Source organism: Clostridium guangxiense (assembly GCF_021043395.1).
GTDB lineage: Bacteria > Bacillota > Clostridia > Clostridiales > Clostridiaceae > Clostridium_S > Clostridium_S guangxiense.
The window spans coordinates 129,752-146,337 of the sequence record NZ_JAJNKE010000003.1 but is presented as its reverse complement, the minus strand read 5'-3'; the positions used below and the strand labels follow the sequence as shown (position 1 = coordinate 146,337).

37 protein-coding genes are annotated in these 16,586 nt (G+C 31.0%); 3 read left to right on the top strand and 34 right to left on the bottom strand.

The window, feature by feature from the left end; translation table 11 throughout:
* Positions 1-26: 26 nt before the first annotated feature.
* The 34 genes from LQK79_RS03795 to LQK79_RS03630 all read right to left on the bottom strand — a co-directional run bounded on the left by LQK79_RS03795 (position 27) and on the right by LQK79_RS03630 (position 15,242).
* The gene (locus tag LQK79_RS03795) at positions 27-650 is read right to left on the bottom strand and encodes a hypothetical protein (RefSeq protein ID WP_231015604.1); all 624 of its coding nucleotides are present in this window, start codon (positions 648-650) and stop codon (positions 27-29) included.
* Between the two features lie 8 nt (positions 651-658).
* On the bottom strand, positions 659-796 hold the full coding sequence (locus LQK79_RS03790; protein WP_231015603.1) for a hypothetical protein: 138 nt from the start codon (positions 794-796) through the stop codon (positions 659-661).
* Between the two features lie 90 nt (positions 797-886).
* The gene (locus LQK79_RS03785; RefSeq protein ID WP_231015602.1) at positions 887-1,330 is read right to left on the bottom strand and encodes a hypothetical protein; all 444 of its coding nucleotides are present in this window, start codon (positions 1,328-1,330) and stop codon (positions 887-889) included.
* A gap of 321 nt (positions 1,331-1,651) precedes the next feature.
* Positions 1,652-2,065: a helix-turn-helix domain-containing protein gene (locus tag LQK79_RS03780; protein ID WP_231015601.1), complete on the bottom strand. Its 414-nt coding sequence runs from the start codon at positions 2,063-2,065 to the stop codon at positions 1,652-1,654.
* A 170-nt stretch (positions 2,066-2,235) separates the two neighbouring features.
* A complete protein-coding gene (locus LQK79_RS03775; protein ID WP_231015600.1) occupies positions 2,236-2,676 on the bottom strand; it encodes a hypothetical protein in 441 nt (146 codons plus the stop codon).
* 14 nt (positions 2,677-2,690) lie between these two features.
* Positions 2,691-2,852 carry a hypothetical protein gene (locus LQK79_RS03770; protein WP_231015599.1) on the bottom strand — a complete coding sequence of 54 codons (162 nt, stop codon included), beginning with the start codon at positions 2,850-2,852 and terminating at the stop codon, positions 2,691-2,693.
* 385 nt (positions 2,853-3,237) lie between these two features.
* A complete protein-coding gene (locus LQK79_RS03765; RefSeq protein ID WP_231015598.1) occupies positions 3,238-3,435 on the bottom strand; it encodes a helix-turn-helix domain-containing protein in 198 nt (65 codons plus the stop codon).
* Between the two features lie 25 nt (positions 3,436-3,460).
* Positions 3,461-3,949 (bottom strand): hypothetical protein, encoded by a 489-nt coding sequence (locus LQK79_RS03760; protein ID WP_231015597.1) that lies wholly within the window; start codon positions 3,947-3,949, stop codon positions 3,461-3,463.
* Positions 3,950-3,971: 22 nt separating this feature from the next.
* Complete coding sequence (locus LQK79_RS03755) at positions 3,972-6,533, bottom strand: CHC2 zinc finger domain-containing protein (RefSeq protein ID WP_231015596.1); 2,562 nt, start codon at positions 6,531-6,533, stop codon at positions 3,972-3,974.
* Between the two features lie 44 nt (positions 6,534-6,577).
* Complete coding sequence (locus LQK79_RS03750) at positions 6,578-6,892, bottom strand: hypothetical protein (RefSeq protein ID WP_231015595.1); 315 nt, start codon at positions 6,890-6,892, stop codon at positions 6,578-6,580.
* A 35-nt stretch (positions 6,893-6,927) separates the two neighbouring features.
* Positions 6,928-7,509 carry an ERCC4 domain-containing protein gene (locus LQK79_RS03745; RefSeq protein ID WP_231015594.1) on the bottom strand — a complete coding sequence of 194 codons (582 nt, stop codon included), beginning with the start codon at positions 7,507-7,509 and terminating at the stop codon, positions 6,928-6,930.
* The gene (locus LQK79_RS03740; protein WP_231015593.1) at positions 7,499-8,065 is read right to left on the bottom strand and encodes an NUMOD4 domain-containing protein; all 567 of its coding nucleotides are present in this window, start codon (positions 8,063-8,065) and stop codon (positions 7,499-7,501) included. The genes LQK79_RS03745 and LQK79_RS03740 overlap by 11 nt, the downstream gene beginning before the upstream one ends.
* Positions 8,055-8,240, bottom strand: a complete 186-nt coding sequence (locus tag LQK79_RS03735; protein WP_231015592.1) for a hypothetical protein — start codon at positions 8,238-8,240, stop codon at positions 8,055-8,057. Before LQK79_RS03735 ends, LQK79_RS03740 begins: the two co-directional genes overlap by 11 nt.
* Positions 8,241-8,270: 30 nt before the next feature.
* The gene (locus LQK79_RS03730) at positions 8,271-8,465 is read right to left on the bottom strand and encodes a hypothetical protein (RefSeq protein ID WP_231015591.1); all 195 of its coding nucleotides are present in this window, start codon (positions 8,463-8,465) and stop codon (positions 8,271-8,273) included.
* A gap of 51 nt (positions 8,466-8,516) precedes the next feature.
* Entirely contained in the window at positions 8,517-8,672 is a 156-nt protein-coding gene (locus LQK79_RS03725) for a hypothetical protein (protein ID WP_231015590.1), read from the bottom strand.
* Between the two features lie 39 nt (positions 8,673-8,711).
* Positions 8,712-9,140, bottom strand: coding sequence for a single-stranded DNA-binding protein (locus LQK79_RS03720; protein WP_231015589.1), 429 nt, complete (start codon positions 9,138-9,140; stop codon positions 8,712-8,714).
* Positions 9,137-9,568, bottom strand: a complete 432-nt coding sequence (locus tag LQK79_RS03715; RefSeq protein ID WP_231015588.1) for a hypothetical protein — start codon at positions 9,566-9,568, stop codon at positions 9,137-9,139. The genes LQK79_RS03720 and LQK79_RS03715 overlap by 4 nt, the downstream gene beginning before the upstream one ends.
* Positions 9,569-9,578: 10 nt before the next feature.
* A complete protein-coding gene (locus tag LQK79_RS03710) occupies positions 9,579-10,187 on the bottom strand; it encodes an HD domain-containing protein (RefSeq protein ID WP_231015587.1) in 609 nt (202 codons plus the stop codon).
* Positions 10,184-10,330, bottom strand: a complete 147-nt coding sequence (locus tag LQK79_RS03705) for a hypothetical protein (protein ID WP_231015586.1) — start codon at positions 10,328-10,330, stop codon at positions 10,184-10,186. The genes LQK79_RS03710 and LQK79_RS03705 overlap by 4 nt, the downstream gene beginning before the upstream one ends.
* Entirely contained in the window at positions 10,330-11,238 is a 909-nt protein-coding gene (locus tag LQK79_RS03700) for a DUF1351 domain-containing protein (protein ID WP_231015585.1), read from the bottom strand. Before LQK79_RS03700 ends, LQK79_RS03705 begins: the two co-directional genes overlap by 1 nt.
* 11 nt (positions 11,239-11,249) lie before the next feature.
* Positions 11,250-11,879 carry an ERF family protein gene (locus LQK79_RS03695; RefSeq protein WP_231015584.1) on the bottom strand — a complete coding sequence of 210 codons (630 nt, stop codon included), beginning with the start codon at positions 11,877-11,879 and terminating at the stop codon, positions 11,250-11,252.
* Complete coding sequence (locus tag LQK79_RS03690; RefSeq protein WP_231015583.1) at positions 11,872-12,114, bottom strand: hypothetical protein; 243 nt, start codon at positions 12,112-12,114, stop codon at positions 11,872-11,874. Before LQK79_RS03690 ends, LQK79_RS03695 begins: the two co-directional genes overlap by 8 nt.
* Positions 12,115-12,206: 92 nt before the next feature.
* Positions 12,207-12,455, bottom strand: a complete 249-nt coding sequence (locus LQK79_RS03685) for a hypothetical protein (protein ID WP_231015582.1) — start codon at positions 12,453-12,455, stop codon at positions 12,207-12,209.
* A 2-nt stretch (positions 12,456-12,457) separates the two neighbouring features.
* A complete protein-coding gene (locus LQK79_RS03680) occupies positions 12,458-12,643 on the bottom strand; it encodes a hypothetical protein (protein ID WP_231015581.1) in 186 nt (61 codons plus the stop codon).
* A 12-nt stretch (positions 12,644-12,655) separates the two neighbouring features.
* The gene (locus LQK79_RS03675) at positions 12,656-12,826 is read right to left on the bottom strand and encodes a hypothetical protein (RefSeq protein ID WP_231015580.1); all 171 of its coding nucleotides are present in this window, start codon (positions 12,824-12,826) and stop codon (positions 12,656-12,658) included.
* A complete protein-coding gene (locus LQK79_RS03670; protein WP_231015579.1) occupies positions 12,807-13,031 on the bottom strand; it encodes a hypothetical protein in 225 nt (74 codons plus the stop codon). The genes LQK79_RS03675 and LQK79_RS03670 overlap by 20 nt, the downstream gene beginning before the upstream one ends.
* Complete coding sequence (locus tag LQK79_RS03665; RefSeq protein ID WP_231015578.1) at positions 13,028-13,171, bottom strand: hypothetical protein; 144 nt, start codon at positions 13,169-13,171, stop codon at positions 13,028-13,030. Before LQK79_RS03665 ends, LQK79_RS03670 begins: the two co-directional genes overlap by 4 nt.
* Entirely contained in the window at positions 13,168-13,428 is a 261-nt protein-coding gene (locus LQK79_RS03660; RefSeq protein ID WP_231015577.1) for a hypothetical protein, read from the bottom strand. Before LQK79_RS03660 ends, LQK79_RS03665 begins: the two co-directional genes overlap by 4 nt.
* A complete protein-coding gene (locus tag LQK79_RS03655; RefSeq protein WP_231015576.1) occupies positions 13,403-13,570 on the bottom strand; it encodes a hypothetical protein in 168 nt (55 codons plus the stop codon). Before LQK79_RS03655 ends, LQK79_RS03660 begins: the two co-directional genes overlap by 26 nt.
* A 10-nt stretch (positions 13,571-13,580) precedes the next feature.
* The gene (locus LQK79_RS03650; protein WP_231015575.1) at positions 13,581-13,823 is read right to left on the bottom strand and encodes a hypothetical protein; all 243 of its coding nucleotides are present in this window, start codon (positions 13,821-13,823) and stop codon (positions 13,581-13,583) included.
* Between the two features lie 13 nt (positions 13,824-13,836).
* Positions 13,837-14,076 (bottom strand): hypothetical protein, encoded by a 240-nt coding sequence (locus LQK79_RS03645; RefSeq protein WP_231015574.1) that lies wholly within the window; start codon positions 14,074-14,076, stop codon positions 13,837-13,839.
* The gene (locus tag LQK79_RS03640) at positions 14,077-14,298 is read right to left on the bottom strand and encodes a helix-turn-helix domain-containing protein (RefSeq protein ID WP_231015573.1); all 222 of its coding nucleotides are present in this window, start codon (positions 14,296-14,298) and stop codon (positions 14,077-14,079) included.
* The gene (locus LQK79_RS03635) at positions 14,298-15,023 is read right to left on the bottom strand and encodes a primase-like DNA-binding domain-containing protein (RefSeq protein WP_231015572.1); all 726 of its coding nucleotides are present in this window, start codon (positions 15,021-15,023) and stop codon (positions 14,298-14,300) included. The genes LQK79_RS03640 and LQK79_RS03635 overlap by 1 nt, the downstream gene beginning before the upstream one ends.
* Positions 15,024-15,242, bottom strand: coding sequence for a helix-turn-helix domain-containing protein (locus LQK79_RS03630; protein ID WP_231015571.1), 219 nt, complete (start codon positions 15,240-15,242; stop codon positions 15,024-15,026). It abuts the gene before it with no gap.
* A gap of 205 nt (positions 15,243-15,447) precedes the next feature.
* On the opposite strand from LQK79_RS03630, the gene LQK79_RS03625 reads away from it, so the two are divergent.
* Genes LQK79_RS03625 through LQK79_RS03615 form a run of 3 tightly spaced genes read left to right on the top strand, consistent with a single transcriptional unit; the run spans position 15,448 to position 16,574 of the window.
* Positions 15,448-15,894 (top strand): helix-turn-helix domain-containing protein, encoded by a 447-nt coding sequence (locus LQK79_RS03625; protein ID WP_231015570.1) that lies wholly within the window; start codon positions 15,448-15,450, stop codon positions 15,892-15,894.
* 23 nt (positions 15,895-15,917) lie between these two features.
* Positions 15,918-16,355: an ImmA/IrrE family metallo-endopeptidase gene (locus tag LQK79_RS03620; protein ID WP_231015569.1), complete on the top strand. Its 438-nt coding sequence runs from the start codon at positions 15,918-15,920 to the stop codon at positions 16,353-16,355.
* A gap of 24 nt (positions 16,356-16,379) precedes the next feature.
* Entirely contained in the window at positions 16,380-16,574 is a 195-nt protein-coding gene (locus LQK79_RS03615) for a helix-turn-helix domain-containing protein (RefSeq protein ID WP_231015568.1), read from the top strand.
* The last annotated feature ends 12 nt before the right edge of the window (positions 16,575-16,586 follow it).

The following is a 16,586-nucleotide window of genomic DNA, read 5'->3' as shown; positions in this document are numbered from 1 at the left end:
ATTTTGTATATTAAAAAAGAGCCCTATTATGAGCTCTTTTTATTTTCTTTCGGATAATATTCAATTTCCATTCTACTTATACCATTAGCTTTAATTGCTACCCAATATTTATCATTATCAGTAAAATCCTCTACTGTTTCTAAATTATAGGTACACATTCGATATTTTTTTAGAAATATATAATAATCTTTTTCCTTTTGTTGTTCTTGACACTTTTTTAAAATACCTTGATAATACACCTTTTCATTATCAATATATATAGTTATCCAATAACCATTATATTCTTTATTTATTCTTTCAATATCATCCCATACATCTATGGTGTAAGTCTTTTTAATTGATAATTTTTGTAAAAACCTATCAAACTTATCACATCTAATACCTTTAGAATATATAAATGCAAATAAAATTGACATTAGCAAAGTTACAATAATAAATATTGGGGAATTTATATCAACCCATATAAACAATTTCACTATATTAACTATAACATAACTCATTAACACATACTTAATAATAGCTTCTTTATCATTAATTAATTCTTTTGACAAAATAAAACTACTAACTTTAAAGAATGAATATCCCGGTACAATATATATAAATATATTAGGTATAAATTTAATTAATTCCACTATTTCTTTATTACTCATTTCGGTTTTTAACCTTGTTTTTTAGGACTTTTAGGTTTTGTACCAGCTGGTGGCTCTGAATTAATGTCACGAGTAAAATTTTTCTTTTCATTAGATTTATTATCATTTTGCCTTATCTCTTTATTCTTATTATCCTCATTATTCATAATAACATCTCCTTTTTATAGATTAATCTGTCATAAATAATATAAAATACTTGGCATAAAACTACAATATTAGCATAATAATTTCTATCATCAATCTAAATTAATTTTTTCTTTTTCATTTTTAATACATTTATCTTTGAACTTCAAAGCCTCATACTTAATTTTTATGGCCTTTTCTATATTTTTTATTATATACTCAGCCTTATACGAATCTTCAGACCCCACATACCATAGAAGCAATTCCCCATAATTAAAGTTATCTTCATCATTAAAGTTAAACAACCCAATAGGTATAATTTCTTTTTCTTTAATAACTTCATTATCATTCTCAATGTAATCAATATTTTTTTGCTTTAGAAATTCTTTATCATTTAGATTTTTAATATTAATCCATCTTGTCCCTTTGTCAACTAAATCGTCTGTTTTTCTTAAAAATGGGATACTAGTTTGAGAATTCGTTATAACTCTAATTTTAACACAAAAATAATCAATAAAATCCTTTCTATTATGTGAATACTTCTTTTCGATATACATACTAACATCTCCTTTATTTAACATAATTCTACAAAATAAAGGATTATCCTTCCTGACTTTTAAAAATATCACAGAAAATGTAGAGTCCCTCACCGGGCATCTGAGCCGTCGTCGATTTAGAATGTACCCGGCTCTATGCAATTTAAAAATTCTAATTTCGTCAAATAAAGTTTTATCGAAATAAGGAAATAGCTTATAAATCGCACAGTTAAGCCATTCTTATACATATGTAACTTACAATGTTTAGTTTTATGCATAAAGTTTTTAATATTTATACAATTTAAAAATAATTATACATTGTTTATGCAATAGTTTATACATTTACTTATACTTAACTTTAAACTTCTTTAACTCTGCTTCAAGTTCTAATATATCAGTGCCGTTACTATTATCATCTTGTGTACCATCACCTATAGAGGCAGTAGGCACACCCATAACTCTATTGAGTAAGTACTGATTAGCAGCCAAACAAACTCTTTTATCGCTCTTGTCGTTTGCTAGAACCTTTATATTATCTATATATATAGCCATATCCTTCATTATTAAGCGGTTACCTTGGCGTGATAACTCTTGCTTGCGCTTGTCAAGCTCAGCCTTAACAATATCCTTATTCATCCAACTATATATAGTGTTTCGTGTTACTTTTAATTGCTTTGCTATATCTGTTATATTTAAGCCCTCTATAAGGAGCGACACCAGCGTACTTTCTTTTGTGGTTAATATATCATCTTTCATTTACTACCTCCTTTCTAGCGCTGTACACACTACACATTTTCTAATATAAAAAAGACACCCTAGGGCTAAATTCCTAAGGCATCGTTTTTAAACTTTCTATGATATTATTATATAACACTTCAATACTAAGAAAATGTTAACTTACAGTTTTAAAACAGCTCTTAAACAGTTTAATAACTGTAAATCAACTCTGCTAGTTTATTTATTATCTCACATCTCTTTTTACAACAATAATCTTTGTCCATTTTTATCTCATTTCCTATTGCAACCCATGTTTTTTTAGGTTGAGTAAAATACCTTAATTCTACTAATTTATAAGACTCACTTGTTAAGCACTTCAATGCATTATCTATTTTCCTTTTTAAATTAAGATTATATTCTTTAACTCCTTCAAGTTGCTTTATTAATTTTTCTTTTTTTACAACTTCATTTTCTACAGAGCTATTGAATTTGAATGTAGGACTTGATTTTTCTTCATAGCTTATTGCGGTTATTCCAGTGTAATCATTTTTTAAATTTTCTATATCTATCTCAATATTTTTTATCTTAATCTCTAAATTTTTATAATTATATAGAGCATATTCAGTTTTTTTAAATATATTTTCTTTCATTTTATCACCTTGCTTTAATTTTTATGTTCAATTTCTTCAATTTTATGCTTAAAATCTTCCCTTTTAGCACTTAATCTTGCTAATTCAGTCCACTTTTTGCTCAAAATCGCTTGTTTTTCTTGTTGTTCGATTTTTTGTATCTCTTGCTTGTAAAGCCTTATGTTGTCTATATCCACAGCAATTTTACTCCTTCCAATGTAACGTTTTTTGTAACGTTTGTAACATTGCAATGTTACAGCTACAAGCCTTATATGCCAATGCTTTCAGAGATTTTCTTATGTGTAACGTTTTTTGAAAAATACATAGTATATATACATATATGTTATATTATATTTACTCATGTGTAATATATATATTTATATATTATGTTACATTAATATATTATATATATAATATATACTGTAAAGCCTTGCGTAGTGCGGTTTTTGAGGTGTAACATTTTTGTAACATTACCAGCTTTTTTACGTTACAAATCGCCATTTTATGTTACACTTTTTGTTATTACCACCTTTAAACCCGCTATTTTCAACACTTTACGTACTTTCTGAAAAATGTTACAAACTAAAATCCATAGAAATATTCCAATGATTCATTTAATGCATCTGCAATTTTCTTTAAATTTTCTCTCCCTGGAGTTCTTTCACCACTTTCATATTTGCTTATAGTAATTACTGCAAGTCCAGTCAAATCTGATAACTTTTTTAGTGTCATTCCTTTAGTTGACATTCGTATATCGTGAATTTTCCTTCCAATAAACAAACTTATCTCCTCCTAATTAATAAAATTAAGTAATGTTATCTTCGTCTTTACTTTCTAAGGGAATAGCTCTAAATTCGTCTCTACGACTTGTAATGCTCCCATATAGTTTCTTTTCTTCTTCCTGTTCTGCTGAATATGCTTTATGGTAGACTTCTTTTAATCTTTCATATAGCATGTCAAAATACTTATCAGTTTTCCAGTAAGAACTAATACCTTTCCTGAACTTCCCAATAAATTCAAGATTCATAAGAAATGATCCAAGATTATAGTAATTATAGCTTTCATCAAAAATTGAAATTCTTGTTTCTAATTCACTTCTCAAATAGTTGATTTCATTAATGTATTTATATTTTTCATGTATACTCATTTCACTGTCTGCCATTTTTATATTTCTGTCAGACATGGCTGTTTTTATAACAGTTTCAAGCTTTTCCGTAAAATTTTTACCTTCTTGGTCTGAAACAAATTTGAATAAATTATCATCAATTCGTGCTGCTATTTTTGTAGTAGCCATTTAATCGCCTTCTTTTAATATACTAACAAAATGGAATAACGTTATCCTCATTCGTAACGTCATAAGCATCTGGTGGGGCTATTGCATCAACTTTAAGTTTCCTTAGCTTTTCCATGTTATAGGTATCAAATCTAACAATTTTACCATCAACCCTTATAAGCTTATTGGCTGTCCCTGTTAAGTATCCAGCCTTCATTGCTTGCTTTTTAAAATCCCTGTTTTCTAAAATATGCATATTCAATCCTGTATTTTTCATGTAAACTCTTATTTGATTCAACATTTCAGAGGTTTTTATAAATATCCCATCAGCTCTACGCACAATAACATTCATGCCTTCACATCTTTTATCATCTATCATATCATTGTATATTGTAATCATTTGCTCTACTATGGAGTGAGCTTCTTCGCCGCCCTCAAGTACTTCCAGTTTTATATTTTTAACTATATGGTCCGTATATCCTGTAATTGTCTTAATTTTGTATTTCTTAAGAAGTAAATTAAGAATTTCCATGCCTACGCATATATTAATAGCAGTGTTAAGGGGTCGGTCTTTTAAATCTTGGATGCTTTCTGAAACCTTGTTTCTTATTTGAATATACTTATCAACTGATAAATTTAATATTATTTCAATTAAGCTTTTACCTAATTTATTTAATAAATTTTCATTTTCCATAAGCCATTTTATCTCTTTGCCGCTCTCAGAAGTCCTTTCGTTCTTAGATGTATATATTATGCAACTTCTATCCATAAGGGCCTTTTCATTGTTGTAATATCCTTCTTCTCCAGCTATAATCACCGGACGACCTAAATAAAAGTTTTTAGATTTTAAAGATTTATCACCTCTAGCTACTGTTGAGCCATCATATAGATTTCTTAGCACTTCAGATATTTTTGATATTTTATACCTGTCCCATCTTGAAGGCTTATGCTCCTCATAGATCATGCTGTAGTTGCCATCACTAAGGTCTTTTATTAAACTGAAATTCGTGGCCAAACCTAATGATTTAATTTCATTGGTGGCATAATTCAATATCGGAGCTATTACATTCTCCAGTATGGTACTTTTACCGCTGCCACTCTCACCAATTATTAAAAGGTGATGTAGTTTAATTTTTGCCGCTCTGCATTGTGCTACAGCTAAATTATTTATAATAGTACCTATGATGGAAATTGTTTTTTCTGGGGATGCGAACCTAAAAAGATGCTTTTTAATTTCCTTTAGCTCTGCGGCTGTCAACTTTTCTATTTCCATTACATCAACATTGTTACGTCCATCACTTTTAATATTTGGATAAATTTTATCTTTCCCCACAGCTCCATCATTAGTTATAAAAAGCACTTGGTTGTCCTTCTCCTTGAATTGTATACCGTTGAATAGTTCCTCTGTTTCCAGTGCAAAAAACTTATTTATCCAAGTTTTTAAGTCTGTTAAATCATCTACCCTACCCTTAAAGGCTAAATCCAAGGTACCGAGAAAATTTTTAAAGCTCTTAACATCATCAAATACAGTTGCCGCACCTTGCTTGCTTATTGTTTCTCCTGTAGAAGATTTAAGAATTAACTTAACACCTTCTTGATCCTCGTCAACAAATTTAACCCTAGTTGCTTCAAGCAACCTAAAATCAGTTAAATATTTCTTTTTATAAGTTATTTCATCATCCTTTTCTTTTGGAACCTGCTTATAAATTCCTCTGTTGTCCTGCTGTAACTCAAATTTACTTTTTAAATCTAAGCTTCTATTAAATGCATTAATTAAATCTTTCTTAGTATGTCCGACATCTAACCAGTCAGTAATGTCTTTATTGTCTCCTAAACTTTTTATGCCTGGAAGATTTATAAATTTAAACTCTTGAGAATTTTTATAAAGCTCTTTATAAATATGCCACTTGTATTGCTCCCCGGCTTCTCCAGTATCAGAACATACATAAATTCTTGCACCTTCTAAGACAGAAATATTTTTGCAACCTTTAATGCTTGTCGCAACATAATCGCTATTTTTAAGTTGTGAGTTAAGCGTGTTGGCATCTTTTTCACCTTCACATATAATTATTACTTTTTTATCCTTAATGCCTTCTATGACCTTATACAGATTATATGGAAGTTCATCGCAACCACGTTTATTTATTACTTTGTCATTTTCTATGTGATAGTAAGAGAGTTCTTTTTTACCTTCTGCGTTCTTAAATTTAGCCTTAAAATAAGCAATTTCACCCTTATCGTTCACGAAATTAAATATTCCTAAGAGTTGTTGACCCTTTCTAAACTTGGTTAATTCCCATTCAATATAGCCTTTAACTTTTTCCCTTAATTCCTCCTGGGGACTTTTTTCTACTGAAAGCCCTAAGTATTCTCTTGCCTTTATATAATCAATTCCCTTAAGCTCCATAATAAAGTCGATGGCATCACCTTGTTTATCACAGCCCCAACATCTAAATTTTTCTTTGTTTTTATCCGGGAAAAACTTAACTGACAGGGAAGGTGTTTTTTCGTTATGAAAAGGGCACTTAATGTACCCTTGTTTATTAAAATGTTGTCCTGTTTCTCTTTCTATGAGCGTTTTTAAATCTATGTCTTGAAGTTCCACCTTCTCACCTCTTTTCTAATGTGAAATTTTATTTGAAGGATTAATCAATTATTTACAGTATGGTTTAAAAACCCAACATCTAATTTTTTGTATAGTCCACATTTCCGAGTATCTTCTTTCATTTGCTGATATTTTGCCATACCTATACTTTCATGTTCAAGTACTCTAATAAACGCTTTAAATGGATTCCTATGACAAAATGACATATTTGCAACACTAACAGTAAATCTTAATCCTTCTCTAAAATCGAAGCAAAGTATAACTTTTATATAAGTCTTAACTCTATGTTCTTTCTTATATCCATAAGCAATAGGTGACTCATATTCTTTGCAAAATAAAACCTTCTTTATAGTTTTCATGTTTATCTCCTTTTCTTGCCAATATATTCATACTACTAGCCTTCTGCCTCCGGGCTTATATCAGCATCCAATTCCTTTAAAAAATTCCTAACACTATAGTAGAGCTTTCTATATATCTCAAAACCGGTATTTTTATTTTCAGTAAATATGGTGTCATACAAATACAAATCCTGTATGCTGCTCAATCTTCCTAAAAACGCTTTAGGTCTGTACAAACTTCTATAATTACCTTTCTTTATGTTCTCCATTCCATTTTTGTCCTCGATAATGAGATACATTTTAATACCTTTAGTCTTGGCTCTCTGAAGTTCTCTTATAAGTCTTATATCATCATGTGTGTCGGTTTCTTCTGCTAAGTTTCCGGCAAGTTCATCAACTGAATTTTTCCTTTCAACTGCTACAGGGAAATAAATATCCCTGTATATGCCCCTTTCTGGACACTTTGTAATAATTGCAGTGTAATCGCCTTCGTCAAGCTTTTTTGTTTTATGCAAGATTTTATTTCTATCAAAGTAATCTAAAATATGCTGATTTTGCTGTTCCCGTGTATCAATTATTATTTGAAAGTTTTCCTTTAACAATTTTTTTATTTCGCTTTCACTAAATCTATAAAACATTATCATACCTCCATACATACCCGCCGCAATGTTTTGTCCTGCCGTGTATATTTTCTCCTATCCCTTTAAATCCGTTTCTTTTAGCTTCTCTTACGCTGTTAAAATGAACAGTATCACCATTGCATATATTTATGCCTCTTACAGGTATCTTTTGTTTATCTATGTTATTTTTAATCTTCATTTGCGTTATAGGATTAGCCATATTGCCTTTCCTGTTTGTCCACCTTAAATTACTTGCATTGTTGTTTGTAGTGATGGTATCTATATGATCTATCTCTGCACCATCAAAGTACCCACTTACAAAAGCTCTTGCTACTAAATCATGAACCCGACATACTTTACATTTTCCATTCTTTGATAAATTAACTTGTAGATATCTCTTTTTAGTATCTAGCCCAGGTTTCAAGACTCGCCCTATTTTTCTTCTCTTTGTACCCTTTTTCATTATTGATATCCTGTCCAAACTTTTTACCTTACCATAATTACTAACTTGGTAATACCCTTCATATCCCTTAATATCTTTCCAAATCTCTACTTTTGTAAGATTATGCTCCACTATTTCTCACCTCTTTTGTCCTTCTTTCCATATATAAAAATCCTCTAACACTTTCCATTTGAGATATATCTTCAATATGATATTTACTTTCAAATTGTTTTACTTTTTTAATCTTGTCTTTAAAATTTTTATATGGTAGCATGATTACTTTTATTTGAGACACCACTTTACCCACACTCCCTTCGTACACTTCTTGAATTGCAAACTATTTTACAAATTCAAACAATTTTCCTTCGTAAGATTTAGGAAGTCTTGTACACCAATTTTGCCCTTTAGGACATCCTTCTTGCCTTACATAATAATTGTCTTTATCGGATGTAATACACTCATATGCCTTATCTGCTTTGTAAATTAACTTATTTTTGCAAAATTGGTCTGTTTTAAATTTTACATTATCCATTTTTATATTTTCCTTTCTTTATATTGAAATGCGAATTAATTCCGCTTGTTTTTACATATTTTCCTCGTTTCCAGATAACCATATTTGAGTATCTGAATCTAAAAAGGTACATCTATCATTCTTAAAATAAAAGCATGTATTATCATCACATTCTTCGCATGTTTTAAAATCAACTGGTATTTCACAATTTGCAGTAGGCGTTTTCATCACTCCTTTTGCGACGTAATATATTCAAACTGTGATGTATCAGAAAGGAATATCTCCGTCGTCGATAGGGGTAACAGGCATATCATTATAATTTGAAGCTGGTGGCTTGTCTGTTGCTGGACTGCTTTGATTTGGTGCTGAATTATTTCCTTTGTCCTGCAAAAAGTCAAAATCCTCAACCAATACGTCCGTGCTCCATCTATTATTACCTTCTTTGTCAACATATTTGTTAATTCGCAATCTGCCACAAATTCCAAATCTATGTCCTTTTGCAACATTATTTGCTATTACTTCAGCTCTTTTTCCAAAGCATACACAATTTATAAAATCCGCCTCCTGGGGCTTATTTTTATCAAACCTCGGTCTATTAACTGCTAATGTAAATTTTGTTATTGCCAGTCCGTTTCCCGGAGTAAAACTTAACTCCGGATCTTTTGTTAATCTTCCAACAAGTTCTATTTTGTTCATTCTTTCACCTCACTTTCAGATACATAATTAACTTTAAATCCATCTATCTGCTCCATGAGCTTGTCAACCTTATCAACTACCGCCATAAAATCCTTTAATCCTGTCCCATTGATTTCTCTTTTTACTAATGTCTTTAAGGCCTCTTTTACATTCGGTTCATAAGATATTGGAACCCAAGCAATCTCACCTTCGTTTTTGCCTTTTTCAATAACTTTTCTTTTAAATAAAGTTACGTTCAAAACATCAACGGCTTCTATCTTGTAATCATCATTTATGTTATTATCTGTTTTAACTGCTATAGGTGAACTTTTAAGCGCTTTATTCTCTTTTAACAACTCCAAATAAGCTTGTTTTCTTTCCCTGTCTGGCAAAGCTATATACGCTCTCATTGATTCGTTGAATTCACCATAATCAATTTTTAAAAACATCCACTTCACCTCACTTAATTCTCATTTGGTTTGGATCCTGTCCAGGTTCTATATGTTCCTCTAGTAAGTAGCTTGCTTCCATGTCTGCCGTATGAAGTGCAGCAGCCGCAGGAAATAAATTATATGCATTACTTAAATTCATCATCATTTCTTTCGGTTCAGTGTTGCCCATATGCCACCTAATCATTATTATTTCTTGTTTGGTAAGTCCAATAAGATATTGAAGCATAATAACTGACTTTTCTCCATGACCTATAGGAAAATCATCTTGGACCTTATAACCGTCATAGCTCTCCCATCTGTTAGCATCATTCTTTCGCCAACATTGCTGCTTATTATAAAAATTAATCTTACAGAAGTCATGCAATAATGCTGCTATAATTACGGTTTCTTCAGATAATCCCAGGTTAAATCTCTTATTTTTTTCTGAAAACAAACTATATACATTCAGACTGTGCTCTGCTAGTCCACCATCATAATTTCCATGATATTTAGTGCTGGCGGGAGCGACAAAGAAGTCGCTTTCCTCCATGTATTTTATTACTTTATCAATGCCTTTCCTTCCGGTGCTGTTAAGCAGTTCTATAATTGTCTTTTTAACTTCTTGAATATCCTTCATTCTTTATCATCATCCTTTTCATATCCAGAACATTCAATGACATTATCATTTCCGTATCCATCACCAAACTCTGATTCAACAGGTTCACATTCTGGAAAAATCTTTTTACATGAATCACATAAATGAATTTTAGTATTTTTCATTATTTAACAGCTCCTTTATCTAAAACTTCATATTTAATTTTGTTATCTCTTAAGAATTGTCCAATAGCTGCTGTTTGGTGCACATTACCTGTAATTTTAAAGCTTACAAAATATAAAGGTTCATCTACCTTTACAGGGTTTTGAACTGCTTCTGTATGAAATTGAGCGGGTGGAGCTTGTGGAACTTCCACTGGTTCTGGCACTGCTGTTGGTTGTGGTGCTTCTTTTGGTGGATTTTCCGCAAGTTTAATTTTTTCAGCCATTTGGTTAATTCTGTTTATTATCTCCGGAACTGAATAACCTCTTTCAACAAGATTCTTGAAATCTTCGTATTTGATTGGTGTATTTATTTCCTTATTAACATTTTCTATTGTTGTCTTAACTATTTGTATAATTTCCTGCTCTTTAGCCTGCTCTTGAACTAAAGCATAAACTCTTTGTTCTATATCTTCTTTAACGCTTTTTACGGAGGCTGAGAGATTCATGTACTTATCAAGTACAGTTAACTTACTTGCATACTTTTCGTTAAGCTCATGAGCTTGTACGCTCTCCTGTATAAGTTCTAAGGCTTTTTGTCTTTTCTCTTCTCTCTTTTTATCATCAAAAACCTTTATGCCTTCTTTGATTGGTTTTTCTGCCTTTTCTACTAAAGAAATTAATTCCTTACATTGGCTCTCGAACTGTGTTATAGGCTCTGACATTTCCTTTTTCTTGTCTTTCCTAAAAGTATCTATCTTGTTTCTAAGTCCTGCTAACTGCTTTTGGTCAGCCTTACAAGTGCTTAAACCTTCCTCGGTAACAATTATTCCTTTGTACTGCTCCATCTTCTCTGAAAGAGCTGCTTTCATTTCATCAAAATTTATCGCTATTACTGGAAGTACTTCTCTTTTTATCTCAAAATCTAACATCTAAATTCCTCCTAAATCCCTAAGTCCGGGACTTTATTTTCTTTTTTCATGTCCTCTGATTTTTTCTGCAATGTCTGAATGATTGCTGGGAAATTACCGTTTGTAATATCTTCAACCTTTTTAATTTTAAAGAACTCTAAAAACTTCTTTTCGTTTGAGTTGGTTTTTTCAAGTAGTTCCTTTATAGTTGCAACTTTGGCTATATCTATTTTTTTATGCTTAAGCATTGCTTCCTCGTCCGGTTCTGCTCCATCAAGTGCGTCACCCTCAGCTATTTCAAAAGCCATAACATAAAGATATCTTCTTGCATATGTCTGAGTGGCTCCTATATTCTGTATAGCGTGACATCCCTTAAGCTCTGCTAATGCTATAGGAGTTGAAAAATATATTTCTTCCTCTGTGTTTTCAGTATTTATTATGGTTAGCTTAGCTTCCTCCAATGTAAAGGTAAACAATGCTACAAGACCATACTTGTCCATTAGTTCATTGATTTTGGGTAAGAAGTCACTTAATTCAAAATAGGTGTAATGAGAAAACTTATTTTCTCCTGTCTTTTTTAAGTCTGCCTTTTGGAGCTCTACCCTGCATCTTTGTAATTTTTGGTGGATGTTCATTGTCTTAGTTTCCCTTGCTTCACTCATTAGCATTTTCCTCACTTTCTTCTTGATCCTTTACATTACCATCCACCAAAATAGTTATCCCTTCATTTCCTAAAGGTGTTATTTTCACTTCTAATTTCACAGGCTGTTTTTTATAATCTTCCAAACCTTCTATGTTATGTGCAATTATTTTTCCTAAGTCTCTTCCATCAATTTCAGTGCCATATTCACTTTTTGTTAATAAACAATTTTCTGATTCTATTACTAATGACTTCATTTATTTATACCTCCATTTGATTTTTGTTCCATTCTGTATTAGAATGAAAATATCGAATTTTTATTTTTGGCTCTTTTTCTAAGAGCTCTTTTTTATTTCTGTGGCATTTGAAACACAAATTGTTTTGAATATCTTGTACCATTTACAATTACGTCCTTTGAAGCTCCAGCAATTAGCTTTTGTTGCATTGTATCTAATACTCTTAGAGCTCTTTCATCTGTGTCATATTTCCCTAATAATGTACTATCACCATTCACTGCATAACCATATACTCCATTACATATAATCACTAATTCTTTGTAGTCTCCCAGATAATGTTTGCTTTGGCTTCTAACCCACATATTTATGCCTCCATTCTTTTTAAAATTTGATAATAAATAATTGCAGTTCTAACCAAGTAGTCTTTATTACTTTTTACACCTAACTTAAGCCTGTTCCCCTTGATATCACTAGTAGTTTCCTCCATGACCTCCGAAAACTCATCATCAGTCATTTTGATGCCTTTGCTTTCAAGCTCCTTTCTTATCATAATTTTTCCTCCTTACTGTTCCTCAGTATCAAATTTGATTGTGTCGTCCTCGCTGTCATATCTAACCCTTTGTATAAAAAATTCTGGGTTTTCTGCATCAAAAATTTTATAACCATTTTGACCTAGAACTGAAAGTTGATTGTTTATAAGATCAATAATTGTTTCAAACGCTTTGTTCTTCAAATTTTATCTCCTCCGTTTCATCTAAATTTCCACCATGTAGCCATCTAAGACATTTATTCAAGTCTGTAAATTCTTCTGTCCATGCCTCGCCTGTAGAGTTATCAATTCCAACAAACATATCATCTTCAATTACTAAAAACAGTCCCACAGGCTCACATTTATCGATTATTTCATTAGCTCTTTTTATGCTAACAACTGCTATCATCTGCAAGCCTCCAAATCCAAAATCTTTTCATTAAGGCTGTCATTTTCTGCTTTCAATGCTTCATTCCTATTCTTTAAATCATGATTTTCATTTTGTAATTCATCTATACGCTGGCTTAAAGCCTTAACAAGTTCACTCATTGCTTATTCACCTTCTTTCGAATGTGACATGTAACTTTTGGCATAACTCCTTGTTTTCTAAGCATATTTACCTTTTGTCGGACAACATTTATTGTTCTGCCAAGTGCTAGGCTCATTTCCTCGCCATCAATTTTGTTATACCAATGTAATAGATAATCAATTTCGTCAGAACTCCATGGTTTGTTTTGCCTATCATGAAAGTTTGGATTATATTTCATTAATCCGTGGCAGTCATACTCTATTTTCTCTCCTTCCATAATTCTCACCACCTAGCTCCTTAATTTCTTGGTCAACAGTCTCTTTTCTTTCTTGGTATTGTTTTTCTGAAATCATAGGTTTTATTTGTTCAAGTCCCTGCTGCAAGTATGCTATCTTAGTTCTTTTCTCTTCATCAGTCATAGACAACCCCCTAATACCAAGTATGTGGAGATAGAACTCTAAACCACTCACCATTTTTAGTAGTAGCTTTTATGAATTGTGTTGTATGTTTTCCTCGGCCTTCCTTTGCGATAGCAACTTTTGCAACTTCATGATCCTGTGGGAATTCAAATGCTGCATAAAAGTTTTTAAGAAATCCTGTAAAAATCTTTTGAGCTTCTAAGGGTAATTTGTTAAATCCCTTAATTTTTTCTGCTACTGGTAAACTATTCATTGAAATTCCTCCCTTAAAATTCAACTAAATAAACTATCTTGTCATCCTCTGTACAGTACAGCATTTCGAAACAACTACTTTTGTATTTGAATTGAACTTTGTATAAATTTAGATTGCCAAGTTTCTGACCACTAAGAATAAATGCACGAGATGGAACGTGTCCCTCAATTACAGTGCTTATATCAAAACCATAGTTTGCTAAAATATACTTACACCCTTCCTTTATGCCTTGTCTATCGCTAATATTTTTCATTTAATTCAACTCCTTAACGTTATTTAAATCAGTTAAATCTTTGCCTTGTGACCACTGCAAAAACCTTTCAATTTCAACTTTTCTTATTTTTACTCTGCCAAGCTTTAAAGCTTGTAAAAATCCTTTTGCAATTAAGTTTCTAACTGTCTTTTGTTCTACTTTTAAAATTTTTGAAGCCTCCGGTACTGTGAAAAGTAAGTCATCATAATTTATCTTGTTCATTAACTCACTCCCCTTCCTTTTAACAACTCTATTCCTATCCAAATCCGTCCTATATGTTTTAATTCCTGCTCAATTCCTAAAAGTTTTATGTTTCTTCCAAAATTGATTTTGCTTAAGCCCTTAATTTTGTTAAGTTTGCACCACGAAATATAACTTTCATACAGGATTGATACTTTTATAGAAACACTTTCAGTACATCTACATTGAGTGTTTATAAATTCAACAACTGTATTATCAGCTTCGTTTTGAGCTACATTTAAGGTTGGTATATCAATTCCATACATTTTCTCGAGTAGCTGCTTGGCTATACTGTCTTTTGCATTTTTACTCTGAATAAATTTAAGCGTTTTATTCGTCTCTCTCATAAGTTGGAGCTGTATTGGCTCAATTTTGAAAGTTCCTTTTCTTATCTCCTCCATGACATTCCAAACAAAATCAATAAATTCATCTGCTATGGGTTGTCTACTCCAACGGTAAATTTCATATACACCTTTCATGGAATAAAAATAAACATTTCTTCCGTTCGTCATTTTGACGAATGAAAATTTATCAAGCCTTTCTTTGTGCCTTTCATGTATTTTGGCTATTTGTTTCATTGGCTCTGAATATTGAAGAGCTTTTCCAATCTGTTCTCTTGTCATAAAAATTTCTTTGTTGCTATTTTGATAAAAATCACATAATGTTGAATTAAAATTTTGACTTTTGATTAATACTAAATCTTTCAATTAGCCTACCTCTCTTTCTACTTCTTCTGGGAAAAACACATTTACAACTTTTTGATTTAAGGCATTTGCTATACTAATCATTACTGATTTGCTTGGATTTTTAATTCCTTCTTTATCATTTTCTAAATCACTAATATATCCAATAGCAACTCCTGAAACTTTTGAAAGTTTTGTAATAGTAATATTTTGTTTCTGCCTGTAGAATTTTATCTTGTTCAATTTGTTTGCCTCCTTTTTCTCTATGAGAGAATAATATCATTTTCTCTGTCAACGTACAAATGACATATTTTACTATATTTCGCCATTAAAGAAAGTCTTCTTTCTCTTATAGAGAAAAGCTAAGTTTTTCTTTTATTTTCATTGACAGAGAAAAAAATAAGGGTTATAATTTCTTTGACAGCGAAATTATAAGGAGTTGTTTATATTGATAGGCGATAATATTAAAAAATTTAGAGAATTAAACCAGTTGAGCCTCAGCTCTTTGGCAAAAAAATGTAATATGTCAGTTGGTTATCTTAGCGATATTGAAAAAAATAAAAAGGATAATCCAAGCTATGATATATTAAATAAAATTGCAGATGCACTTAACATTTATGTTAGTGACCTTTACAAAGAGGACAGTGAACCCATGACTGAGGAAATAGTTAAAGAATATAACAAATCAGAACAAGAAAGATATTTAAACTCTTCATTATCAGATGAAATACAATTTAAGACACCTGAGGCAGCTATGAAATTTATTTTAAAACAACCAGCCATAGCAGCATATGGTGGCTTTGATGTGAACAAAATGTCTGATGAAGAAATTATGGAGTTTGCAAATGAACTCTTACACCAACTACACATATTAGGGTTTAAATATAAAAAGTAATATTTGTACTGGGGATGAGACTTATGGAATGGATCGATAACATTATTCTTGGATTAATAGATAAATACAATACTCGAAATGTATATGAACTTTGTGATTATTTGGGTATAAAAATTAAAAAATTAGATTCAAACAATCTAATTTTAAGAAAAAAAGATGCTTTTTATTATAGAGATTTTCAAAATAACGAGGCTATATTTATAAAAAACAATTTGCCTTTATCATTAGAAAAATTCATTTTAAGCCATGAACTTGGTCACGCTTTGTGTAACCCTGATTTATTATGTGCAGCATTTACCTTTTCTAACAAAGGTAAATTTGAAAAACAGGCAAATTATTTTGCATTTAAACTAAACAATACTAAATTTGATGAAGTTGAATTGGAAGGCATGACAATAGAGCAGATAGCTAGTTGTTTAGAGCTCCCATATGAGCCACTTAAGCAGCTAGTTAATATATAAAAATCATATAAGGAGGTATTAAACTTGACAGAAGAAGAATTTAACAAGTTACCTATGTTATTGACTGTAATGGATGTTAAAAATATTCTAAGGATAGGTAAAAATTCAGCTTATGAGCTTATTAATCAAAAAAGTTTCCCTATCCTTAGAATTAGCGAAAGAAAAATAAGAATACCAAAAGATGAATTTGTTAAGTGGATTAAAACAAATACAAAATAGCTAAAAGGAGTG

What these genes read in the sequence shown, in the direction of transcription:
- LQK79_RS03795 (WP_231015604.1), bottom strand. Translation starts at nt 650, where the DNA reads ATGAGTAATAAAGAAATAGTGGAATTAATTAAATTTATACCTAATATA.
- LQK79_RS03790 (WP_231015603.1), bottom strand. Translation starts at nt 796, where the DNA reads ATGAATAATGAGGATAATAAGAATAAAGAGATAAGGCAAAATGATAAT.
- LQK79_RS03785 (WP_231015602.1), bottom strand. Translation starts at nt 1,330, where the DNA reads ATGTATATCGAAAAGAAGTATTCACATAATAGAAAGGATTTTATTGAT.
- LQK79_RS03780 (WP_231015601.1), bottom strand. Translation starts at nt 2,065, where the DNA reads ATGAAAGATGATATATTAACCACAAAAGAAAGTACGCTGGTGTCGCTC.
- LQK79_RS03775 (WP_231015600.1), bottom strand. Translation starts at nt 2,676, where the DNA reads ATGAAAGAAAATATATTTAAAAAAACTGAATATGCTCTATATAATTAT.
- LQK79_RS03760 (WP_231015597.1), bottom strand. Translation starts at nt 3,949, where the DNA reads ATGGCTACTACAAAAATAGCAGCACGAATTGATGATAATTTATTCAAA.
- LQK79_RS03750 (WP_231015595.1), bottom strand. Translation starts at nt 6,892, where the DNA reads ATGAAAACTATAAAGAAGGTTTTATTTTGCAAAGAATATGAGTCACCT.
- LQK79_RS03745 (WP_231015594.1), bottom strand. Translation starts at nt 7,509, where the DNA reads ATGTTTTATAGATTTAGTGAAAGCGAAATAAAAAAATTGTTAAAGGAA.
- LQK79_RS03730 (WP_231015591.1), bottom strand. Translation starts at nt 8,465, where the DNA reads ATGGATAATGTAAAATTTAAAACAGACCAATTTTGCAAAAATAAGTTA.
- LQK79_RS03725 (WP_231015590.1), bottom strand. Translation starts at nt 8,672, where the DNA reads ATGAAAACGCCTACTGCAAATTGTGAAATACCAGTTGATTTTAAAACA.
- LQK79_RS03720 (WP_231015589.1), bottom strand. Translation starts at nt 9,140, where the DNA reads ATGAACAAAATAGAACTTGTTGGAAGATTAACAAAAGATCCGGAGTTA.
- LQK79_RS03715 (WP_231015588.1), bottom strand. Translation starts at nt 9,568, where the DNA reads ATGTTTTTAAAAATTGATTATGGTGAATTCAACGAATCAATGAGAGCG.
- LQK79_RS03710 (WP_231015587.1), bottom strand. Translation starts at nt 10,187, where the DNA reads ATGAAGGATATTCAAGAAGTTAAAAAGACAATTATAGAACTGCTTAAC.
- LQK79_RS03705 (WP_231015586.1), bottom strand. Translation starts at nt 10,330, where the DNA reads ATGAAAAATACTAAAATTCATTTATGTGATTCATGTAAAAAGATTTTT.
- LQK79_RS03700 (WP_231015585.1), bottom strand. Translation starts at nt 11,238, where the DNA reads ATGTTAGATTTTGAGATAAAAAGAGAAGTACTTCCAGTAATAGCGATA.
- LQK79_RS03695 (WP_231015584.1), bottom strand. Translation starts at nt 11,879, where the DNA reads ATGAGTGAAGCAAGGGAAACTAAGACAATGAACATCCACCAAAAATTA.
- LQK79_RS03690 (WP_231015583.1), bottom strand. Translation starts at nt 12,114, where the DNA reads ATGAAGTCATTAGTAATAGAATCAGAAAATTGTTTATTAACAAAAAGT.
- LQK79_RS03685 (WP_231015582.1), bottom strand. Translation starts at nt 12,455, where the DNA reads ATGTGGGTTAGAAGCCAAAGCAAACATTATCTGGGAGACTACAAAGAA.
- LQK79_RS03680 (WP_231015581.1), bottom strand. Translation starts at nt 12,643, where the DNA reads ATGATAAGAAAGGAGCTTGAAAGCAAAGGCATCAAAATGACTGATGAT.
- LQK79_RS03670 (WP_231015579.1), bottom strand. Translation starts at nt 13,031, where the DNA reads ATGATAGCAGTTGTTAGCATAAAAAGAGCTAATGAAATAATCGATAAA.
- LQK79_RS03665 (WP_231015578.1), bottom strand. Translation starts at nt 13,171, where the DNA reads ATGAGTGAACTTGTTAAGGCTTTAAGCCAGCGTATAGATGAATTACAA.
- LQK79_RS03660 (WP_231015577.1), bottom strand. Translation starts at nt 13,428, where the DNA reads ATGGAAGGAGAGAAAATAGAGTATGACTGCCACGGATTAATGAAATAT.
- LQK79_RS03655 (WP_231015576.1), bottom strand. Translation starts at nt 13,570, where the DNA reads ATGACTGATGAAGAGAAAAGAACTAAGATAGCATACTTGCAGCAGGGA.
- LQK79_RS03650 (WP_231015575.1), bottom strand. Translation starts at nt 13,823, where the DNA reads ATGAATAGTTTACCAGTAGCAGAAAAAATTAAGGGATTTAACAAATTA.
- LQK79_RS03645 (WP_231015574.1), bottom strand. Translation starts at nt 14,076, where the DNA reads ATGAAAAATATTAGCGATAGACAAGGCATAAAGGAAGGGTGTAAGTAT.
- LQK79_RS03640 (WP_231015573.1), bottom strand. Translation starts at nt 14,298, where the DNA reads ATGAACAAGATAAATTATGATGACTTACTTTTCACAGTACCGGAGGCT.
- LQK79_RS03620 (WP_231015569.1), top strand. Translation starts at nt 15,918, where the DNA reads ATGGAATGGATCGATAACATTATTCTTGGATTAATAGATAAATACAAT.